Raw genomic sequence first — 17,040 nt, 5'->3', positions numbered from 1 at the left:
TTGCGTATCCCTTTTAGCCACTTTTATCGTTTGAATAGTTCCTTACGAAAGGCGCTAGGGCTTTGCCCGAATTGTTTTTTAAAGGCTACGGCAAAGTAATTGGCCGAAGAAAAACCTACCTCACGGGCTATTTCATTGATGTGGAAGCCCTCTCTAATCAGGTGCTTAGCTTTCGTGAGGCGACGCTGCAATATATATTCGTTCATACTACAGTTTAGCAAGCTTTTGGCCTTGCGGTAAAGTTGCACCCGTGATATCTGTAAGGCTTCAGCCAGTTCTTCTGTGGTCAGTTTTTGGTCGCTTAACCGTTCTTCGACCAATAGCTCCACATGTTGCAGAAACCGCTTGTCTTGATCGCTCATGAAACTGTGTTCCTGTAGTGATGCGGTTGCTCCCTGTGGAACACTCGAAAAGTGGGCTTTCAGTTGTTTGCGTGATTGTAGAAGGTTTTCCACCACGGCCAACAGATGGGCTACTTGAAATGGTTTGTTGAGGTAGGCATCGGCCATAAGCTTGATGCCGTCAAGTTTGCTCTCTTCGCTATCCATTGCGCTAAGCAGTAAAACAGGGATGTGGGATAGACCCGGACTACTTTTTATGGTTTTCAACAGCTCTAGGCCGCTGCCATCGGGCAACATGATATCACTGATAATGAGATCTGGATGTTGATCGCGAAGTTTTTCGCGCGCTTCGCCTATATTTTTTGCAAACAGCAGGTTGTACTGTTTGTCCATTATACTTCGAAGCAATTGTCGAATGTCGAGGTGATCGTCGATGATAAAGATGCTTGCTGCTTTATTGGAATGGAAAGAGCTCAGATTATCATGGTCTACAGATACAGTAATTTCTTGCTTTGTGGGCGTAAAGGAGATTTTCGCGGCCGCTGCTTGCATTTCTTCTTCACGTAGGTGGGCATTGCCAACGGGTAGGCGTAGCGTAAACGCTGACCCAACATCGAGCTTGCTGCTCACTGTAATTTGGCCGTGGTGCAGCTCAACGATTTCCTTTACATGGGCCAGCCCTATTCCTGCACCTTGGCGGTTTGGTGTACTCTGATAGAACGGTTCAAATACATGATCAATATCGCTGGGCGATATTCCTATGCCATCGTCCTGCACGCGGATGTAAATATAATCACCAAAGTTGTTGTCCTCAATCAGCATCGCTATTTTTCCCTGTTCTTTCGTGAACTTGATGGAATTGGTTAGCAGGTTGGATAAAGCCTGTTCCATAAGGTATGGATCAAGCCATATATGTGTTGCTGCGCTTTGGTTGCTAAAGCTGAGTGAGATGCGGTGTTGCTGCGCTAAGGGTTTGAAGTTGCTCAATACCTGGCGTATGAATACAGGTAGGTCCACGGATGTGGCTTTCAACTGCAATTTGGTGTTTTCACGGCGATGAATGTCTACTAGATTCTGTACTAGTTGCAGCAGCGTGTTGGCATTTCGCTGTATGCGTTGTAATTGTTCTCTGCCGTCCGTAGAGAGTTGACGTTCATCTTGCAAGATATCCAATGGTGCCATGATGAGGGTGAGTGGTGTTTTAAATTCGTGGGATACCTGCGCGAAGAATTTGTCTTTAGCAGCAGCGGCATCCTGCACTTGGGTGCTCATCGAGATGATCTGCTGTTGCTGTAGCTTAATCTCTTCATTTTGGCGTTTCAGATCGCTGTTCTTTCTTCGGTTACTGCGGATAACGATAATGGATAGTACGCCAAAAACGACCGCAAGGGCCAAGCTTATTCCCAGGGTATTTAAGGTTGCTTGTTGGTTTTTATAGATTTCCTGTTGCGCGGCGATAAGCTGCTGTCGTTTATCAATGTCTTCTTGCTGTTCCTTGATCTTTTGTGATTGTAGGCCCATCAATGCCGCATTTGCTTTGTCGATTACTAAAGTGCCTAAGATATTGTCTCGGGTAAAGGGGTTCTTCTCTAAGATGGCGATCGCTGTACGGATGGCCTCTGCACCACCGGTAGGATAGAGCATCGAAGCGTAGAGTATACCGTCTGTCACTGCTTCCAATCCGTTTCCGGCGCCAGGAAGCGCATCGATCCCTACTATTTTTCGATCTGGATAGCCTGCCTCAGCATATGCTTGTTGTATACCTTTGGCCATTTGATCGTTGAATGCAAGCACGATATCTTGTTTTAGTAACGCAGTAAGATTGGTTTTAGCAAGTGTGTAGGCGGTGTTTTTTGTCCAGTCGCCGTGTAGGGTAATACCAATGCGCATGGAAGGAAGGCTGTCGACAACCTGCTCTAAGCCTTTCATACGTTCTAAGGATGCGGAAGATCCGCGTAGTCCTGTCATAATCCCGATGTTGAGACGCTGGGACGATAGCTGTCGCATGTATTGACCGGCGAGTCTCCCTATGGCCACATTGTCCGCTCCTACATAGGCATGATATAAGCCAGAAGCCGTTTTCCTGTCGGTTACGATCACGGGAACTTTCTCCCGAAAAACGGAATCTACAATAGGGGTGAGGGGGCTTGCTTCGTTGGGCGAGACGATGAGCAGATCAACATGGCGCTCCATCAGTTCTCTAATTTGGGAAACCTGCTGCTGATTGCTGCCTCCGGCATCGCGATAAAGAAATTCCACATCGGGATAAAAAGAAAGCTCGCGTTTCATTTCTTCCAGCATGGTTTTTCGCCAAGCATCATTACCTATGCATTGTGAAAAGGCGATAACGTATTTTCTTTTCGTCGGCGCTTCTTGGCAGCCCAAAAGAAATACTAGTACCATGATCAATAAATAAATACGATAGTGCGCTGACATCCCAATATGAAGTTTTGAAAAAGCAATATACGTATTTTGTTTTTATCGCCCAGTAGGCTTCTCAGGTGTAGAAAGTACACTATTTTGTGTAGTGATCAATGTGAAACAAAATAAATGTTTTTTGTTCAATTATCGATAATTTTAAAATAGCTTTTTGTTTTTAATTGTTTGTTGATGAGTTCTTTGCGTATTTTTATACAAGGTAACAAAAGCTGTATCTTTTGTTCGACGATTATTATACGCTTCCACTAGCTTCCGATAACTTTGGGTATATTAATGAGGGAATATACCATGCGTAGTAATTCGATTTTAGCCTGGTCATTTGTAGTGGCTTTGGGTGGTTTTTTATTTGGCTTTGACACGGCTGTCATTTCCGGTGCAGAGAAGGCCGTGCAGTTATTTTGGTCGCTGAGCGAGTTTCAGCATGGACTTACCATGGCCATCGCGCTATTGGGTACCGTACTGGGCGCCGCTTTAGGGGCTTATCCGTCCGATAGGTTTGGTCGTAAGAATACCTTGTTTTTTGTGGCTAGTTTGTATTTCTTTTCGGCCATAGGCACGGCTTTGGCGCAGGACTGGAGCATGTTTATCATCTTTCGCTTTTTAGGTGGTATCGGTGTAGGCATCTCTTCGGTTACCGCGCCGATCTACATTTCTGAAATTTCGCCCGCGGAATCCAGAGGCAAGCTCGTTGGATTATTCCAGTTTAACGTGGTGTTCGGTATTCTTATCGCTTACCTATCCAATTATTTCATTGGACAGTTTGGTGAAGACTCTTGGCGTTGGATGCTGGGCGTTCAAGCTTTTCCGGCTTTACTATTTTTTATTTTGATTTTCTTTGTGCCGGAAAGCCCTCGCTGGCTGTTCCTTCATGGCAATAACAGAGAGGAAGCGATGCGGGTTATGCAGAAGATAAGCGGTGATCGATACTTAAGTGATATTGACGATATTTTGGCCGCACAGAACCGCACTACGCTGGGAGGGCGCCTGTTTACCAAAGCAAATCGCGTACCTGTCATGCTGGCGATTCTCTTCGCTGTGTTCAATCAGGTGTCGGGTATAAACGCTATTATTTATTACGCACCCCGTGTTTTTGAAATGGCTGGCCTTGGCGCACAAAGTTCGTTGTTATCTTCGGTGGGCATCGGCTTGGTCAATTTCGCCTTTACATTGATAGCGATCAATTTTATCGATAAGGTGGGGCGGCGTAAACTGATGCTGATCGGTTCATTTGGCCTGATTGCGTCCTTATCACTTGTCTCTTATTCTTTTTTTTCGGGACGTACGGAAGGTGTGGCTGTCACGCTCTACCTGATGTTTTATATTGCTTTTTTCGCCTTTTCTCAAGGTGCAGTGATTTGGGTGTTCATCTCCGAAATCTTTCCTAACGATGTACGTGCCAAAGGGCAGACATTGGGTAGTTTGACACACTGGGTCATGGCAGCCATTATCACGTTTTGCTTTCCTGCGCTGACCGAAATGTTGGGCGGAGGCTATACCTTTTTGATATTTGCGGGTTTTATGGTTTTACAATTGCTTTTCGTGTGGAAGATGATGCCCGAGACAGGTGGACGCTCGTTGGAAGAGGTGGGCAAAAGTGTAGCTGATGCTTAATAACGTGTAAAGTACAAAGAGTTCTCTATTTTAGAGCTATAAATATTAGAAAATGAAAACAGAAAAATTAACGATCAAAGGGATGTGTTTTGGCGAGGTGCTTTGGGATAATCTGCCCACGGGTCGTCAATTGGGGGGCGCACCGCTTAATGTGGCCTACCATCTGAATAAACTCGGTGTAGAGACGATGATGTTAACGCGGGTGGGGCAGGACCAAGCTGGCGATGATCTTGTACGGTTGTGTGCCAGTTTGGGCATACCGACTAGGCTCTTCCAGCGAGATTCCAAATATCCAACATCAACGGTGGAAGTTCATATCGATGAAAATAGGGATGTCACCTACGAGATCGTGTTTCCTGTTGCTTGGGACTACATTGCGGTGGGCATGCAAGAGCTGGACGCTGTTAAGGAGGCTGATTTTTTAGTTTTCGGTACCTTGTCGACCAGAAACCAAGCGAGTTATGAAACATGGAAGATGTTGCTTCCTTTTGCTAAGTTTAAGGTGCTTGACGTGAACCTTCGGGCACCCTTCTATACCAAAGAGCGTGTTTTGGAGCTATTATCACATGTAGATTTGGTGAAGATGAACCAAGAGGAGCTGGACATGGTCGCCACTTGGATGGGACTCTCCGAGACATGGACGGATCGAATGAAGGTGGATGCCATTATGGAGAGCTGCTATGTGGATGAGGTTATCATAACATACGGCGCTAGGGGGGCGGTTTACCATGTTCAATCGGCGGGTTTTAGTTACCACTTCCCAGCTTTGCAAGTAGAGGTGAAGGATACCATTGGTAGTGGCGACTCCTTTCTTGCGGCCTTTCTTGCGCAGCGCTGCCGAAGGGATAAGGTGACAAGTGCAGAAGAGATGCTTTCATTTGCCGCTACATTGAGTGGTTTCATCACACAAAGTGATGGCGCTTGCCCTGCATATGATTCCACGATCCTAAATAGGTTTCAATGGATCCACGATTTAAAGGCGTTCCATATTGATGAACGAGCCACATCTTGAAATGAATATAAATAAACTACCATACTATGAATAAACCCATGTTTTTGATCGCTGTTTGCGTACTGTTATCGTTTACGATTCAAGCGCAAACGCGTTTTTTTAGTAAGTTTCGCGGAGAGAAGAAGTTTCTGCAGATTCCTATCAAGAATGGCGCTGCGCAGCGCCAAGTAGACCTTTTGGTGGACAATAAGAAAGTGCGTTGGTTCAACGCAGAGCTGGCCGAAGGAAAGGCCGACTGGTTTGCCTATCTTGATATTAGCGATTGGAAGGGGGCCGAACTAACCATCAGCGTAGATGGACTTCCAGAGCATAGTAAGGCCTTCAAGCCTATTGTGCAGACAGATCAGGATAGCAATGCGCATGTCTACGCAGAACCGCGCCGTGGTCAGATCCATTTTTCGCCCAAGCGAGGATGGACCAATGACCCCAACGGATTGGTGTATTACAATGGCGAGTATCATCTGTTCTTTCAGCATAACCCTTATGGGGTAAATTGGGGCAACATGCATTGGGGGCATGCCGTTTCCAAGGATTTGGTGCATTGGGAAGAGTTGGGCGAAGCTTTATACCCTGACGAATTTGGAACGATGTTTAGCGGTGGAGCCGTCGTCGATACCAAAAATTCTTCGGGCTTCGGATCTGCTCAGAAGCCGCCGTTGACGTTGTTTTACACGGCCGCAGAAAAGAGCTGGACACAAGCGTTGGCGCATAGCAGCGACGGGCGTAGCTTTCAGAAATTGGAAAAACCGGTAATCGATAAGATTACTGATGGTAACAGGGATCCGAAGGTGATCTGGCATGAGCCTTCGAAACATTGGGTGCTGGTGGTTTACGTTACCGAAGAGGGCGATCAGCATGCCATGCACTTTTTTACTTCCACAGACATGAAGTCTTGGACCTTTGCCAGCAAAGTGCTGGGCGGACAGGGAAATGATCGTTACCTTTTCGAATGCCCCGAATTTTTTGAGCTTCCGGTCGAGGGGGCTGCAAAGAAGGAAAGCAAGTGGGTGCTTACTGGCGCTAATAGCCAATATGCCATTGGTACTTTCGATGGTAAAACGTTTCGCCCGGAAGAAGAACGTATGTATAGCCAACAGGGACGTGATTACTATGCTGCACAAACCTTTAGTAACGAACCCAAGGGGCGTCGTGTGGAAATAGGTTGGTGGCGCACGCATACGAACCAGCATGGCAGTTCTTTCAATCAGTCTATGAGTATTCCCACGACATTATCTTTGCGGAAGACGGCGCGTGGGACACGTATTATTCGCAAGCCTGTTGTCGAATGGGAAGCTTTAAGGGCCGGATCACAGCAACTGCAGAGCAGTAATTTGACGCCAACATCAGCTAATGCATTGGCTGCCTTTGATAGTGAGCTGGCAGAGATCAAATTGCGTATTAAACCAAAAGATGCGCATACTATACATATCAATGTGCGTGGGCTCCATATTTTGTACCAAGTGGCGGATCAGGAACTTGTGGTCGATAATGTGCGCACCCATGCTCCACTTATCAACGGTGAACAAGAGCTCACAATTTTTGTCGATCGTACAGGGGTGGAGATTTTTGCAAGTCAAGGCGAGGTTTTTATGCCTATAAATTACAATCTTGATCAAAAAAATAGGGACTACAGTCTCCGCGTTTCGGGAGGTTCTGCAACATTGGTTGATGGGCAGGTGCATACATTGAAAAGTATTTGGTGATCTTGTCTCTTCTTGCTGATAGCGGATCGCTTCAGTGGAAATAGTTGAAAGCCACGAGGGATTATTTGTCTATTCCTCGTGGCTTTTTTGTGCTCCGTCTTTTATCTTAAGGTAATATCTCTGGACATTGGGCTTCTTGAAAGATGGGGCAATGATCGTTTTGCGAGCCATGTCAAATATCTTTTACCTACAGGTCGTCGCCTCCAAAAAATTATCTCATTAAAAATGAACTTCTTTACTGTTTGCGCGCATTATTTTGTTTAAAATATTTGGAGGATATGGGTATTTGTTCTACTTTTGTGTCATCAAAATCACGGTAGGTATAGCTCAGTTGGTTAGAGCACTAGATTGTGGTTCTAGGGGTCGTGGGTTCGAGCCCCATTACTTACCCAGAAAATAGAGGTCCAAAAGGCCTCTATTTTTGTTTTATGGCGCTTGCTGTCAGTTTATTAAAGTTTTAAATTGTCCGTAAGTTGTTGTTGTTGAATCTGTTATTTTGGATCAAGCAGAATCTTTGGGGGGGCATAGAATAAATTCTTAGCTTAGCGCTCTTAAAATAGATTACCTTGGATCAAGCAGAATCTTTGGGGGGGCATAGAATAAATTCTTAGCTTAGCGCTCTTAAAATAGATTACCTTGCAAGACGCTGAACGTAAATTACTGTCTTTATTGATGCCCGAAGGGCTTTTAGATTATTTTGATATTATTGATGTTTCCAAGGTTGATGGAGAACTTCACATCTATCTTGATGAAAGAAACATTGCCCCCTCAGGCTATGAAAACAGTAAGCTGGAATCCAAAGGCTTTATGCCGGTTTCCCAGATCAAGGACTTTCCCATCCGGGGCCAAAAAGTCACCCTACATATCAGACGTAGACGTTGGACCGTGCTGGATACACGGGAGATCATTACCAGGGATTGGAACCTCGTTCATGAAGGTGCTCGGATGACTACGGAATTCGGGCTTTTTTTAAAGGGGATATTTGGATAACCATCCCATCAGTGCGCATCTTTTGGGACTTCTCTTTCAGCTGGATGGTAAGCAGCTGCAGGATCAGTACAGGAACCATCTGAGCGACTTTCATGATTGGGATCAGAAACACCACGCCGAGTACTGGACGGTATTTCCGGCAAATATCTCCGAGCGGCTGAGTATCGATGAGACCAGTTTTAGCAATGGCGAACTCTATACCGTTGTGGGCAGCAAAGCCTCCAAGGGAAGAAAAGGCACCATCCTGGCCAGCATTAAGGGAACAAAGGCAGAAGATATCATCACTGTACTGGAACGTATCCCGCTCAGGTTGAGAAATAAAGTTCGTGAAGTAACGATGGATATGGCTCCCAATATGGCAAAGGCAATCCGCCGGTGTTTTGGGAATGCCAGAAGGGTCATCGATCGGTTTCATGTGCAGAAACTGGTTTATGATGCCGTTCAGGAACTCCGTATAAGGTATCGTTGGGAGGTGCTGGATGAAGAGAGTAGGAAGATCGCCAGTGCCCGTAAGAAAGGTATTCCCTACGACCCTGAGCTGCTGTCCAATGGCGATACCATCAAACAGCTACTGGCAAGATCAAGATACCTGCTGTTCAAACATCCTTCCAAATGGACAGAAAGCCAAAAGCATCGTGCGGAAATCTTATTTGTACGTTTTCCCCTGTTAAAGAAAGCGTATGATTTGGCGATGGCACTGGGAGATATCTTCAACAAATGCAAGGATAAGACGGTAGCTTTTACCAAGCTTGGCCTGTGGCACAATCAGGTAGAAAACTCCGGTATTGCATCTTTTGAGAGTGTCGCTCGGTCAATTGCAGCACACCACACAGATATCCTTCACTACTTCGACAATAATAGTACAAATGCTTCAGCGGAATCCTTCAATGCAAAACTTAAAGCCTTTAGGAGTATATTCCGCGGAGTCAGGGATACAAAATTCTTCCTGTACAGAGTAATGAAATTATATGCTTAAATTTTATCCCCCCAAGAATTCGGTATGATCCGTTATTTTGTCTTTGTTTTTTTTGAGAGCACCAAAGTTTTGATTTTCTTTATCTTAGCCGTCGCCGCAGTGGATGCAAATTCGTAAAAATCGGCGAAGTAGATGGTCTCCTGTTTCAACTGAACCATCCCACTGGCAGACCCAAGTTTTCCGTGTGATAACACATCTTGCAATTCCCAAGACAACACGCTGAGCTTCGCATTTTCTTCTATAAAATCCTTAACAGCTTGATGGCCCTGTATGGTCTGTTCTCCCAACATATCCCACTGTACATCCTCGTGTAGAAAGCTTAGTGCCTTCGTCACGTCTGCCGAAGCAAATGCTAAGTTGAAGTCTGCAATACGTTGCATTTTCGGTGAGTTTCCGCAATAGTCAGGTAATGCTATTTTCGTCATACTATTTTTCTAAAGTAATTAAAGACACCATGAATCGACTAAATGAAGTAGTGTTGGCATCATCTCCTATTTCAGCTTTTCTATATCCGCAATGGAAAGTCCTATAATGTCGGCTATTAATTTGGTGTCAAAACCGTTCGCTAGCATCTTCTTCGCCATTTGCTCCTTCTCCAACAATTTTTCAGCTTCAGCTTTGGCACGTTCCTCGCGTTTGCCTTCCTTTGTCGCTTTATCCAGTAAATACTCCTTGATTCCCATAGTGCTATTTTTTCCTGTTTTGGCGGTGACCTCTTCCTCAAAGATAGTAAAAAATGATCTGTCTTTAAAACTTACATAACGTGATAAAAAGCCGTAAATGCCCTGACGTGCAGATCGATCCATTTTGCGTTTCATCATCTCATCATAGAGATCGTGCTTGATGGACATGAGTTGCTCATCGTTCGCATGTCTGTGCAGAATGGCCTGCTGCGCAGTAAGTACTACCACTGCAAAAGGGTTGCTGTTGGCTCGCAAACGTTCTTCGTCCTGCTCCAAAATCTTGTAGCAGTTGAAACTATATTGCAGGCTTGTGCCCATAAACTCTTCTTTGTATAGTTTGGGGCTATATTGCCTGTTGCTATCGGCGAGGATAGCAATAGCGGTTATAGGAACCTTGTAACGATCCTTGATCCGGTAGAAATATTGAAACATGCGCTCGGCAAGATCATCTCTCCCCTTACTGGATTGCACCTCTATGTGACAGAGTATAAACTTCGCTTGTCCATCCAGGAGATGCACCTTGACCAATTTATCTACGTAACGCACGCCCTTATTGTTGGTTTCTGGAGGAAAGAGGCGCTCAAACTCTTTATCGAGATATTCTACACCTCGATCTAAGTCAAATATCTTTCCTGCATCTGGAAAGACGAAATCTAGAAAATGCGCAAAAGTATGTTCGATGATGCCTTTCCATAACGGGTCATCTATCCGCTGATTGGGTCGGTTCATAATACATCATTATAAATGGTTATCCAGTAAATATAGGAAATAAAAATGATGGGTTAGCCGAAAAAAAAGCCGGTTGACAATGCATTCGGCTTTTAGATAGTATGATAAAGTTTAGTCCACTTTATTGAGCTAATTCTAGTAACTTTTGGTAGGTGTTCAGGTTGCGTCCTGTGCCCACAACTTGGAGCTTCTTTTCGAAATAGTTATTACTCATTTTGGCCTTTGCTGCACCATCGGGCAGATAGAAATAGAGGATGTTGTCAACCAAGGCAAAGGTTTCTGTGCCATGGTCAGTGCCTTGCAATGCATCGACCAATGTTTTTTTTGGCGTTTTGTCGAATAGTGTAATAAAAAGCCTGTTAGGAGCAAGCTCGCCTTTAATTGGAATTGAAGCAAGCGCTTTTTCAATCAGAGGCGCGTCGACGACGAAGGTTTGTACCGTCAGACTAAATTTGTCCAATATCAATTGCTGTACTTGCTGCTGCACGGAGTCAGCTGTATCGGCCGAGGCTAGTAGGATATTGCCGCTTTGTATGTAGGTGCGCACATGCTGAAATCCAGCATCGACGAGCTCCTGCCGTAGGTCGGCCATTTTGAGGATGTTCTTTCCAGATACATTGACCGCGCGTAGCAATACTACATAAGTCGACAGCGTTTTATTGATGCTCATAGGATCTATTGTTCTGTTTTGCGCATAAAATCAAAAGCGCCTTTGCGCAGATTAACGCCATATTCCAAGTAAGCCTTTAAGCAGGCTAAGAAATTGGCCCATCCTCCTGTTTGTCCTTTCATCTGCTCAATGCCTTCTGGGCTGTTTCCCATTTCATGTTCAACAATACGGACGATGGTGGAGCCATTCCCTCCATCGGAAAGAAAGATCTCAACCAGTTGATTGGGTTTTCCGTCATTCCAGTCAAAAGAGATGTAGCTGTCCGCTTGGATCTCTTTGCCTGTCACCGGAAAAGACTCTGGAAACTCCGGAAAGGTCCATTGTACGGTACTATCTTTTTCCAGTGGGCCTGTCGCGTGCGCAATGAAATAGTTGCTCATCTTGTCGGGATCGATAATTGCCTGGAAAACCTCCGATGCCGGTTTTTGTATTTGCAGTTGTGTATTTGCTGTAAGCATGCTCAAATCTTTTAATTTATGAAAGTAACGCCGCGATATCGATTTTGTTCATCTTCATCAGCGCTTTGTTGGCGGCAGGATGTGTGCGCAAAATTTCATCGATGTTGTGGGGCACAATTTGCCAGCTTACGCCATAGGGGTCTTTGCACCATCCACAACGGCTTTCTTCGCCATCTTTGGTCATTGCCGCCCAATAATAGTCAATTTCTTCCTGATCTTGACAAGGAATCACCAAGGAAATGCCCTCATTGAAGGTGAAATCCTGCGCTACACCACTGTCCATAGCCATAAGCGTAAAGCCATGGATGATAAATTGTGCATGCATCACCTGCCCCTGCATATCACCATCGGGGTAGTGCACGCTTCCTTGCTCAATAAAGTCGCTAAAAACCGTTTTGTAAAATGCGATGGCTGCTTCGCATTTCCCCTGTTGTGGCCCGCAGAACATCAAGGTCGGCACAATAGCTTGCTGGTTAACGTCGGCTAAGGTTCCCGAGTAAAGTTGCCAAGAAACCTTGTTCTTGTCGATCAGCCAGCCATAGTGGGGACTCCAAGGATAGGCTTGTAGCGGCATCAGGACTTCGCCCTGATCGCTCAACATGGCCCACAGGCGATCAATCTCCTCTGTCGTTTCGCAGATCACCATAAAGGAAATGGAAGCGTTGGGCGTAAAGTATGGCCCTCCATTGATACCGATAAAGGGCACGCCGTCCAGCTTGGCCGATACCACAACCGGATTGCTCTCGATAATCGAGCTGTTCTGGAAAGTGTCTACGTAATCGTTAAAGGCTTCCTTGGCCGCTTCGCTAAACCATATCGCCGGGTAAATAGCTTTTGTCATCGTCTCGTGTTTTTCGTTTTAATCGGTTGACTTGTGTGGTACGCGCTGCATTTTGTAGCTAACTTCCTGCGTTTCGTTTTTCAGGTAGATCTGAATGTCGTTATCGCTGAGCAGCTCGTAGATAATAATTTGAGGGAAATCGTTAGCCGGATTCTCGTAGATCCATTGACTCCCTACTTTTCGCTGTAAAAAGGAGAACGTTTCTCCATCATGCTGTCCAGGTATATTTACTTTACACCAAACGCTGTCTTTTTCCTGAACGATCTCCATGTATTCAAGTACTTTGGGAAGCTCGTTGTTTTTTGTATAGGAAAAGCCTTTTAACAAGTTGCCGTTCATCCGGTCCCAATGCTCATAGCTTTCTTTGCCCTCTACTTTCCAGTCGCCCGTTAGAAAGTTTGGTAAATCCTGTGCACGGCTGCAGAGGGGGAGGAGCAGGCCTAGTAAAAAGATGGCTATGTAGTGCTGTAAGAAATCGATCGCCTGTTGCATTATTGTTGCTCTAAAATACTTTTTAAACCTTGCAAGCCTGCCTCAAAGTCCTTGTTCATGTCGTAAAAAAGGTTCATGAAATTGAATGGATAAGGCATCTTACCGTCAATTTCCCAAGTCACTTGGCTCTGGGTAGGACTGAGTTCCTTTACCTCCATAAAGGATGGGTTTGCGATATCTGTTCCTTGAAAGTAAAGGTTCATATCAATCCGCTTACCCGGTTCTATTTTAGTGATTACCTGTTTGCCGTCACCGACCTTTTTACTCTTCCATTCGTAAGTGAATCCCACGGTTCCATCGGTACCGCTGTATTTCTTTTCAATGTTGGGATCCTGTTTAGACCAAGCATCATAGTTGCCTTGGTTTTTCAGGGAGGATATGTAAGCGAACACTTCGGTGCTAGGGCGGTCAATGTTGATTTGGCTGCCCGCATGGAATGTTTTAGGCAAAAATAACGCAACGATCAGTACGAGGGCTATCAAGCCTATAATCGTGAATAGAATGTACTTTAAGATTTTCATAATAGTTTAAAAATGAGTTGTTGGTACTGTGTAAATAAGCTGTACTACGCCTTGCTGATAGGCAATGCTTTTGGTTAAAGTTAGGGAAAGATGTTCAAATTCTGCAGGAAAAAGTGTGTACCCTTTGCCGATGGCAATAGGACAGATAAACAAGCGGATCTCGTCGATCAGTCCTGCGCGCAACAGCGAATGCGCCAAGTTAATGCTTCCCCATATGACCAAATCTTTGCCATGATCGGCCTTCAAGGCCTTGATGTAGTCGATGGCGTTTTCCTTGATTAGGATAGCATTGTTCCAATCTCCCCAATGCACTTCTTGCAGACTGGAGGAGAAAATAAACTTAGGAAGTTTGTTGAGGTCGTCGGCCATAATTTGTTCATCATTAGTGGTTTTTGGCCAGAAGTCTACAAACATTTCATACGTGCTTTTTCCGAGGATAACGCTGTCTATTTGATGTATGAATGACAACAAGTCTTCATTCACGGCCGCGTCAATCAAAGGATTGGTATCAAAAAAGCTCGTGGTCTTGTTACGATCGGCTGCAAAACCGTCCAACGAAACAAATTGGGACATGATAAGCTTCCTCATAGCTTCTTCTTTAATGGGTCTTCGTATGGAACTTTCATTTTTGCCATTTTGGCAAAAATGAAAGTTAATTATTTTATAACGAGTTGGTTGTTTCTTCTTTTCTCTAGTGAAGATTAACCCATCTTCTTGTTTCCTTCGTAGTGGATCATCCAGCTAATACCAAACTTGTCGGTAAACGAAGAGAAGAGTTCTGCAAAAAAGGTTTCTGCCAAATCCATCTCCATATTTTGTGCGTCTACGCTGAGTTTTCCGTGTAGTTCCTGCGCTTCTTCTACTGTTGCGGTATCCAGCATAATGTAAGTTCCTGTTCCAAAGACGGCTTTCTGCCCGAAGCTTTCTATGCAGTCTGATCCCATCAACATCACATCGTCGTTGATGTGCAGTGCGGTGTGCATAATCTTGTTGTTGTCGCCTTCAGGAATACTGAAGTTAGGGTCTGCTGGCATATCGCCAAATCGATGGGTGCCCAATAGCGGCGTGTTGAATACCGTTTGATAAAAATTAAACGCTTCTTCGCAGTTGCCGTTAAAGTTTAGGTAAGCATGTAGTTTTGCCATGATCTTAAGTTTATTATATAATTTAAATAAATTACAATTTAGTATAGCCTATCGACTATGTTTTGTCAACCATGCTTCGAGATTGTTCTGTCCCATTTCGAAGCCCTCTCTAAATCCGAGGTTAACCAATTGTTGGAGGTCGTCTGCTGATTTTGCGCGCAAGTGGTTTTCAACGAGTGTACCCAATTCGTTTTCGCTAAACTCGGTACGCCAATGTATGGATGGGAAGTCGTGATTAGGATTTCCGTGCTCGTCACAGAAGGCATCCTTTCCTTCGAAATAGGATAGTGGTTCTATCTCCTCGTAACTACAAAGGCTCCAAGTTTCTTCTCCTTCGGGGCCTTGCATGCTGTATAGCCACTGTCCGCCCTCGCTAAAATCCATGTGCTTCGTGTGGCATTTCCAAGGTTGTGGCGCCCACCATTGGTCCAAAATCGTTGCATCTGTCCATGCTTCCCAAACCTGCTGCAAAGGAGCCGCGTATTGCCTAGAAATATGGACAGATTTTCCATCTGCGGCCAGCTTAAATTGCATTTGATGTGTTTGCTCCATGATTTTTCGTTTTTTAGTGTATCGGTGTCTTTTATTTGTTGCGTTAGCTTTTGCTTATTGACTTCATCAAAGTTAATCCCTTACCTAAACGATGCGCTTAGCATAGGGCAAGAATTCATTGGTTATCGTTCTTTTTGTTTTTAAACACGAAAATTATGTTTTTGTTCGTAAATATCACCGTCATCCTATAACTAGCGTCTAGCTCTGCCAGATGAAATGTCGCCGTTTTGTTTAATAAATGTTTTATTGACCTTTAATTATTTTTATCTATTTTAGACCTTGTGGGTTCGTCCTGCGGACATAAAGTTTACGATAAACCTATTTTTTTGTTAGCTATGAAACGTTATTTTTTTTGCTTGTTTTTTATGGGGTCGCTTTTCGGGCGTATTTCTGGACAAACAACCGTACAGCTGCTTCCCACCGAGAAACCGGTGGAAATCAGTAAACATATTTATGGACATTTTGCGGAACATCTCGGACGCTGTGTATATGATGGATTTTACGTGGGAGAGGATAATAAGATTATTCCGCATACGAACGGTGTTCGAAACGATGTAATCGCTGCGTTGAAAGAGTTGCACATCCCTAATTTGCGATGGCCTGGCGGATGTTTCGCAGATACCTACCATTGGAAAGATGGTATTGGCCCAAAAGCAAACCGTCCGGCAATTGTGAACAATTGGTGGGGAGGTGTTACGGAAGATAACTCCTTTGGTACGCATGACTTTTTGGATATGTGCGAGCTATTGGGGACCGAGCCCTATTTGGCGGGTAATGTAGGCAGTGGCGAGGTACAAGAGTTGGCAGATTGGGTGCAGTATGTCAATTTCGAAGGCAAAAGCCCGATGTCCGATCTTCGTCGGGAAAATGGACGTGATAAGCCTTGGAACGTAAAGTTTTGGGGCGTTGGTAATGAAGCATGGGGCTGCGGTGGAAACATGACAGCCGAATACTACACCGACATCTATCGGAAGTATGCTACTTTCATGGCGGATTGGACAAATACCGGCGGGCTCTATCGCATCGCATCGGGTGCTAACAGCGCCGACTACCATTGGACGGAAACCTTGATGAAGCAACTACCCAAGCATCTTGTCAAAGGCATTGCCTTGCACCACTATTCCGTAATCGATTGGAAGCAAAAGGGGCCATCTATTACTTATAGCGATGAGCAATACTTCCAGACGATGAAATCTGCTTGGTTCATGAATGAGCTGGTGGAGAAACATAGTGCCATCATGGATAAGTATGACCCGAAGAAGGAAGTCGCGCTCGTGGTGGACGAATGGGGTGGATGGTATGAGGTGGAGCCCAACACTAATCCGGGCTTTCTCTATCAGCAGAATACCATGCGTGATGCGATGATCGCCGGACTAACATTAAATATCTTTAACAACCACGCCGATCGTATCAAGATGGCTAACTTGGCACAGACGATCAACGTGCTGCAAGCCGTTATTCTCACCAAAGAGGACAAGATGCTCAAGACGCCTACGTTCCATGTGTTAGAAATGTATAAGGTACATCAGGATGCCCAGTTGATTCCGCTGCAGATCAAGAGTGCGGACTATGTGCTCAATGGCGAAGCCATTCCTGCGGTATCGGCTTCGGCTTCTAGGGATAAGCACGGACGAACACATATTTCTTTGGTCAATATAGATCCCAAGGTTGCGCAAGAGGTTACCATCGACCTAGCACAGCAGCGTAAGCTCCATAGCGCTCGCCTGTTAACCTCCGCCAAGCTCCGCGACTTTAACGACTTTGATGCGGCAGAGCGTATCGTGCCCACAAGTTTCAAGGCTGTTAAGCTGGAGAAGCAGCAGATGAAGGTTAAATTACCTCCTTTTGCGGTAGTGGTGCTGGCGCTTGACTAAGCG

General features: G+C 45.0%; 17 protein-coding genes and 1 tRNA gene. 7 read left to right on the top strand and 11 right to left on the bottom strand.

Annotation, left to right across the window (positions count from 1 at the left end; genetic code table 11):
• Nucleotides 1-23: 23 nt before the first annotated feature.
• Nucleotides 24-2,744 (bottom strand): substrate-binding domain-containing protein, encoded by a 2,721-nt coding sequence (locus SCB77_RS04105; RefSeq protein WP_320185157.1) that lies wholly within the window; start codon nucleotides 2,742-2,744, stop codon nucleotides 24-26.
• 309 nt (nucleotides 2,745-3,053) lie between these two features.
• On the opposite strand from SCB77_RS04105, the gene SCB77_RS04100 reads away from it, so the two are divergent.
• The 6 genes from SCB77_RS04100 to SCB77_RS04075 all read left to right on the top strand — a co-directional run bounded on the left by SCB77_RS04100 (nucleotide 3,054) and on the right by SCB77_RS04075 (nucleotide 9,072).
• Complete coding sequence (locus SCB77_RS04100) at nucleotides 3,054-4,391, top strand: sugar porter family MFS transporter (protein ID WP_320185156.1); 1,338 nt, start codon at nucleotides 3,054-3,056, stop codon at nucleotides 4,389-4,391.
• Between the two features lie 52 nt (nucleotides 4,392-4,443).
• Complete coding sequence (locus tag SCB77_RS04095; RefSeq protein ID WP_320185155.1) at nucleotides 4,444-5,403, top strand: carbohydrate kinase family protein; 960 nt, start codon at nucleotides 4,444-4,446, stop codon at nucleotides 5,401-5,403.
• Between the two features lie 26 nt (nucleotides 5,404-5,429).
• Nucleotides 5,430-7,106, top strand: coding sequence for a glycoside hydrolase family 32 protein (locus tag SCB77_RS04090; RefSeq protein WP_320185154.1), 1,677 nt, complete (start codon nucleotides 5,430-5,432; stop codon nucleotides 7,104-7,106).
• Nucleotides 7,107-7,422: 316 nt separating this feature from the next.
• Nucleotides 7,423-7,496 (top strand) — tRNA-His (locus SCB77_RS04085).
• A gap of 246 nt (nucleotides 7,497-7,742) precedes the next feature.
• Complete coding sequence (locus SCB77_RS04080) at nucleotides 7,743-8,096, top strand: ISAon1 family transposase N-terminal region protein (protein ID WP_320185153.1); 354 nt, start codon at nucleotides 7,743-7,745, stop codon at nucleotides 8,094-8,096.
• Nucleotides 8,089-9,072, top strand: a complete 984-nt coding sequence (locus SCB77_RS04075; protein ID WP_407028957.1) for an ISAon1 family transposase — start codon at nucleotides 8,089-8,091, stop codon at nucleotides 9,070-9,072. Before SCB77_RS04080 ends, SCB77_RS04075 begins: the two co-directional genes overlap by 8 nt.
• Nucleotides 9,073-9,104: 32 nt before the next feature.
• On the opposite strand, the gene SCB77_RS04070 is transcribed toward SCB77_RS04075, so the two are convergent.
• From SCB77_RS04070 to SCB77_RS04025, 10 genes are all read right to left on the bottom strand, one after another.
• Nucleotides 9,105-9,497 carry a nuclear transport factor 2 family protein gene (locus SCB77_RS04070; protein WP_320185152.1) on the bottom strand — a complete coding sequence of 131 codons (393 nt, stop codon included), beginning with the start codon at nucleotides 9,495-9,497 and terminating at the stop codon, nucleotides 9,105-9,107.
• Between the two features lie 66 nt (nucleotides 9,498-9,563).
• Complete coding sequence (locus SCB77_RS04065) at nucleotides 9,564-10,484, bottom strand: RpnC/YadD family protein (RefSeq protein WP_320185151.1); 921 nt, start codon at nucleotides 10,482-10,484, stop codon at nucleotides 9,564-9,566.
• 121 nt (nucleotides 10,485-10,605) lie between these two features.
• The gene (locus SCB77_RS04060) at nucleotides 10,606-11,154 is read right to left on the bottom strand and encodes a DUF1697 domain-containing protein (RefSeq protein ID WP_320185150.1); all 549 of its coding nucleotides are present in this window, start codon (nucleotides 11,152-11,154) and stop codon (nucleotides 10,606-10,608) included.
• 5 nt (nucleotides 11,155-11,159) lie between these two features.
• The gene (locus tag SCB77_RS04055) at nucleotides 11,160-11,612 is read right to left on the bottom strand and encodes an SRPBCC domain-containing protein (protein WP_320185149.1); all 453 of its coding nucleotides are present in this window, start codon (nucleotides 11,610-11,612) and stop codon (nucleotides 11,160-11,162) included.
• A 16-nt stretch (nucleotides 11,613-11,628) separates the two neighbouring features.
• Nucleotides 11,629-12,453: a VOC family protein gene (locus tag SCB77_RS04050; protein WP_320185148.1), complete on the bottom strand. Its 825-nt coding sequence runs from the start codon at nucleotides 12,451-12,453 to the stop codon at nucleotides 11,629-11,631.
• Nucleotides 12,454-12,471: 18 nt separating this feature from the next.
• Nucleotides 12,472-12,945 (bottom strand): DUF6265 family protein, encoded by a 474-nt coding sequence (locus SCB77_RS04045; protein ID WP_320185147.1) that lies wholly within the window; start codon nucleotides 12,943-12,945, stop codon nucleotides 12,472-12,474.
• A complete protein-coding gene (locus tag SCB77_RS04040; protein WP_320185146.1) occupies nucleotides 12,945-13,466 on the bottom strand; it encodes an SRPBCC family protein in 522 nt (173 codons plus the stop codon). Before SCB77_RS04040 ends, SCB77_RS04045 begins: the two co-directional genes overlap by 1 nt.
• Nucleotides 13,467-13,472: 6 nt before the next feature.
• On the bottom strand, nucleotides 13,473-14,054 hold the full coding sequence (locus SCB77_RS04035; RefSeq protein ID WP_320185145.1) for a dihydrofolate reductase family protein: 582 nt from the start codon (nucleotides 14,052-14,054) through the stop codon (nucleotides 13,473-13,475).
• A 113-nt stretch (nucleotides 14,055-14,167) separates the two neighbouring features.
• Nucleotides 14,168-14,611 (bottom strand): VOC family protein, encoded by a 444-nt coding sequence (locus SCB77_RS04030; protein WP_320185144.1) that lies wholly within the window; start codon nucleotides 14,609-14,611, stop codon nucleotides 14,168-14,170.
• 48 nt (nucleotides 14,612-14,659) lie between these two features.
• Nucleotides 14,660-15,163, bottom strand: a complete 504-nt coding sequence (locus SCB77_RS04025; RefSeq protein WP_320185143.1) for an SRPBCC family protein — start codon at nucleotides 15,161-15,163, stop codon at nucleotides 14,660-14,662.
• A 335-nt stretch (nucleotides 15,164-15,498) separates the two neighbouring features.
• Here SCB77_RS04025 and SCB77_RS04020 point away from each other — a divergent pair, with 335 nt between their 5' ends.
• On the top strand, nucleotides 15,499-17,037 hold the full coding sequence (locus SCB77_RS04020) for an alpha-N-arabinofuranosidase (protein WP_320185142.1): 1,539 nt from the start codon (nucleotides 15,499-15,501) through the stop codon (nucleotides 17,035-17,037).
• Nucleotides 17,038-17,040 lie beyond the last annotated feature (3 nt).

This window comes from Sphingobacterium bambusae, assembly GCF_033955345.1.
Classification (GTDB): Bacteria; Bacteroidota; Bacteroidia; order Sphingobacteriales; family Sphingobacteriaceae; genus Sphingobacterium; species Sphingobacterium bambusae.
This window is presented reverse-complemented; position numbering and strand designations above follow the sequence as displayed.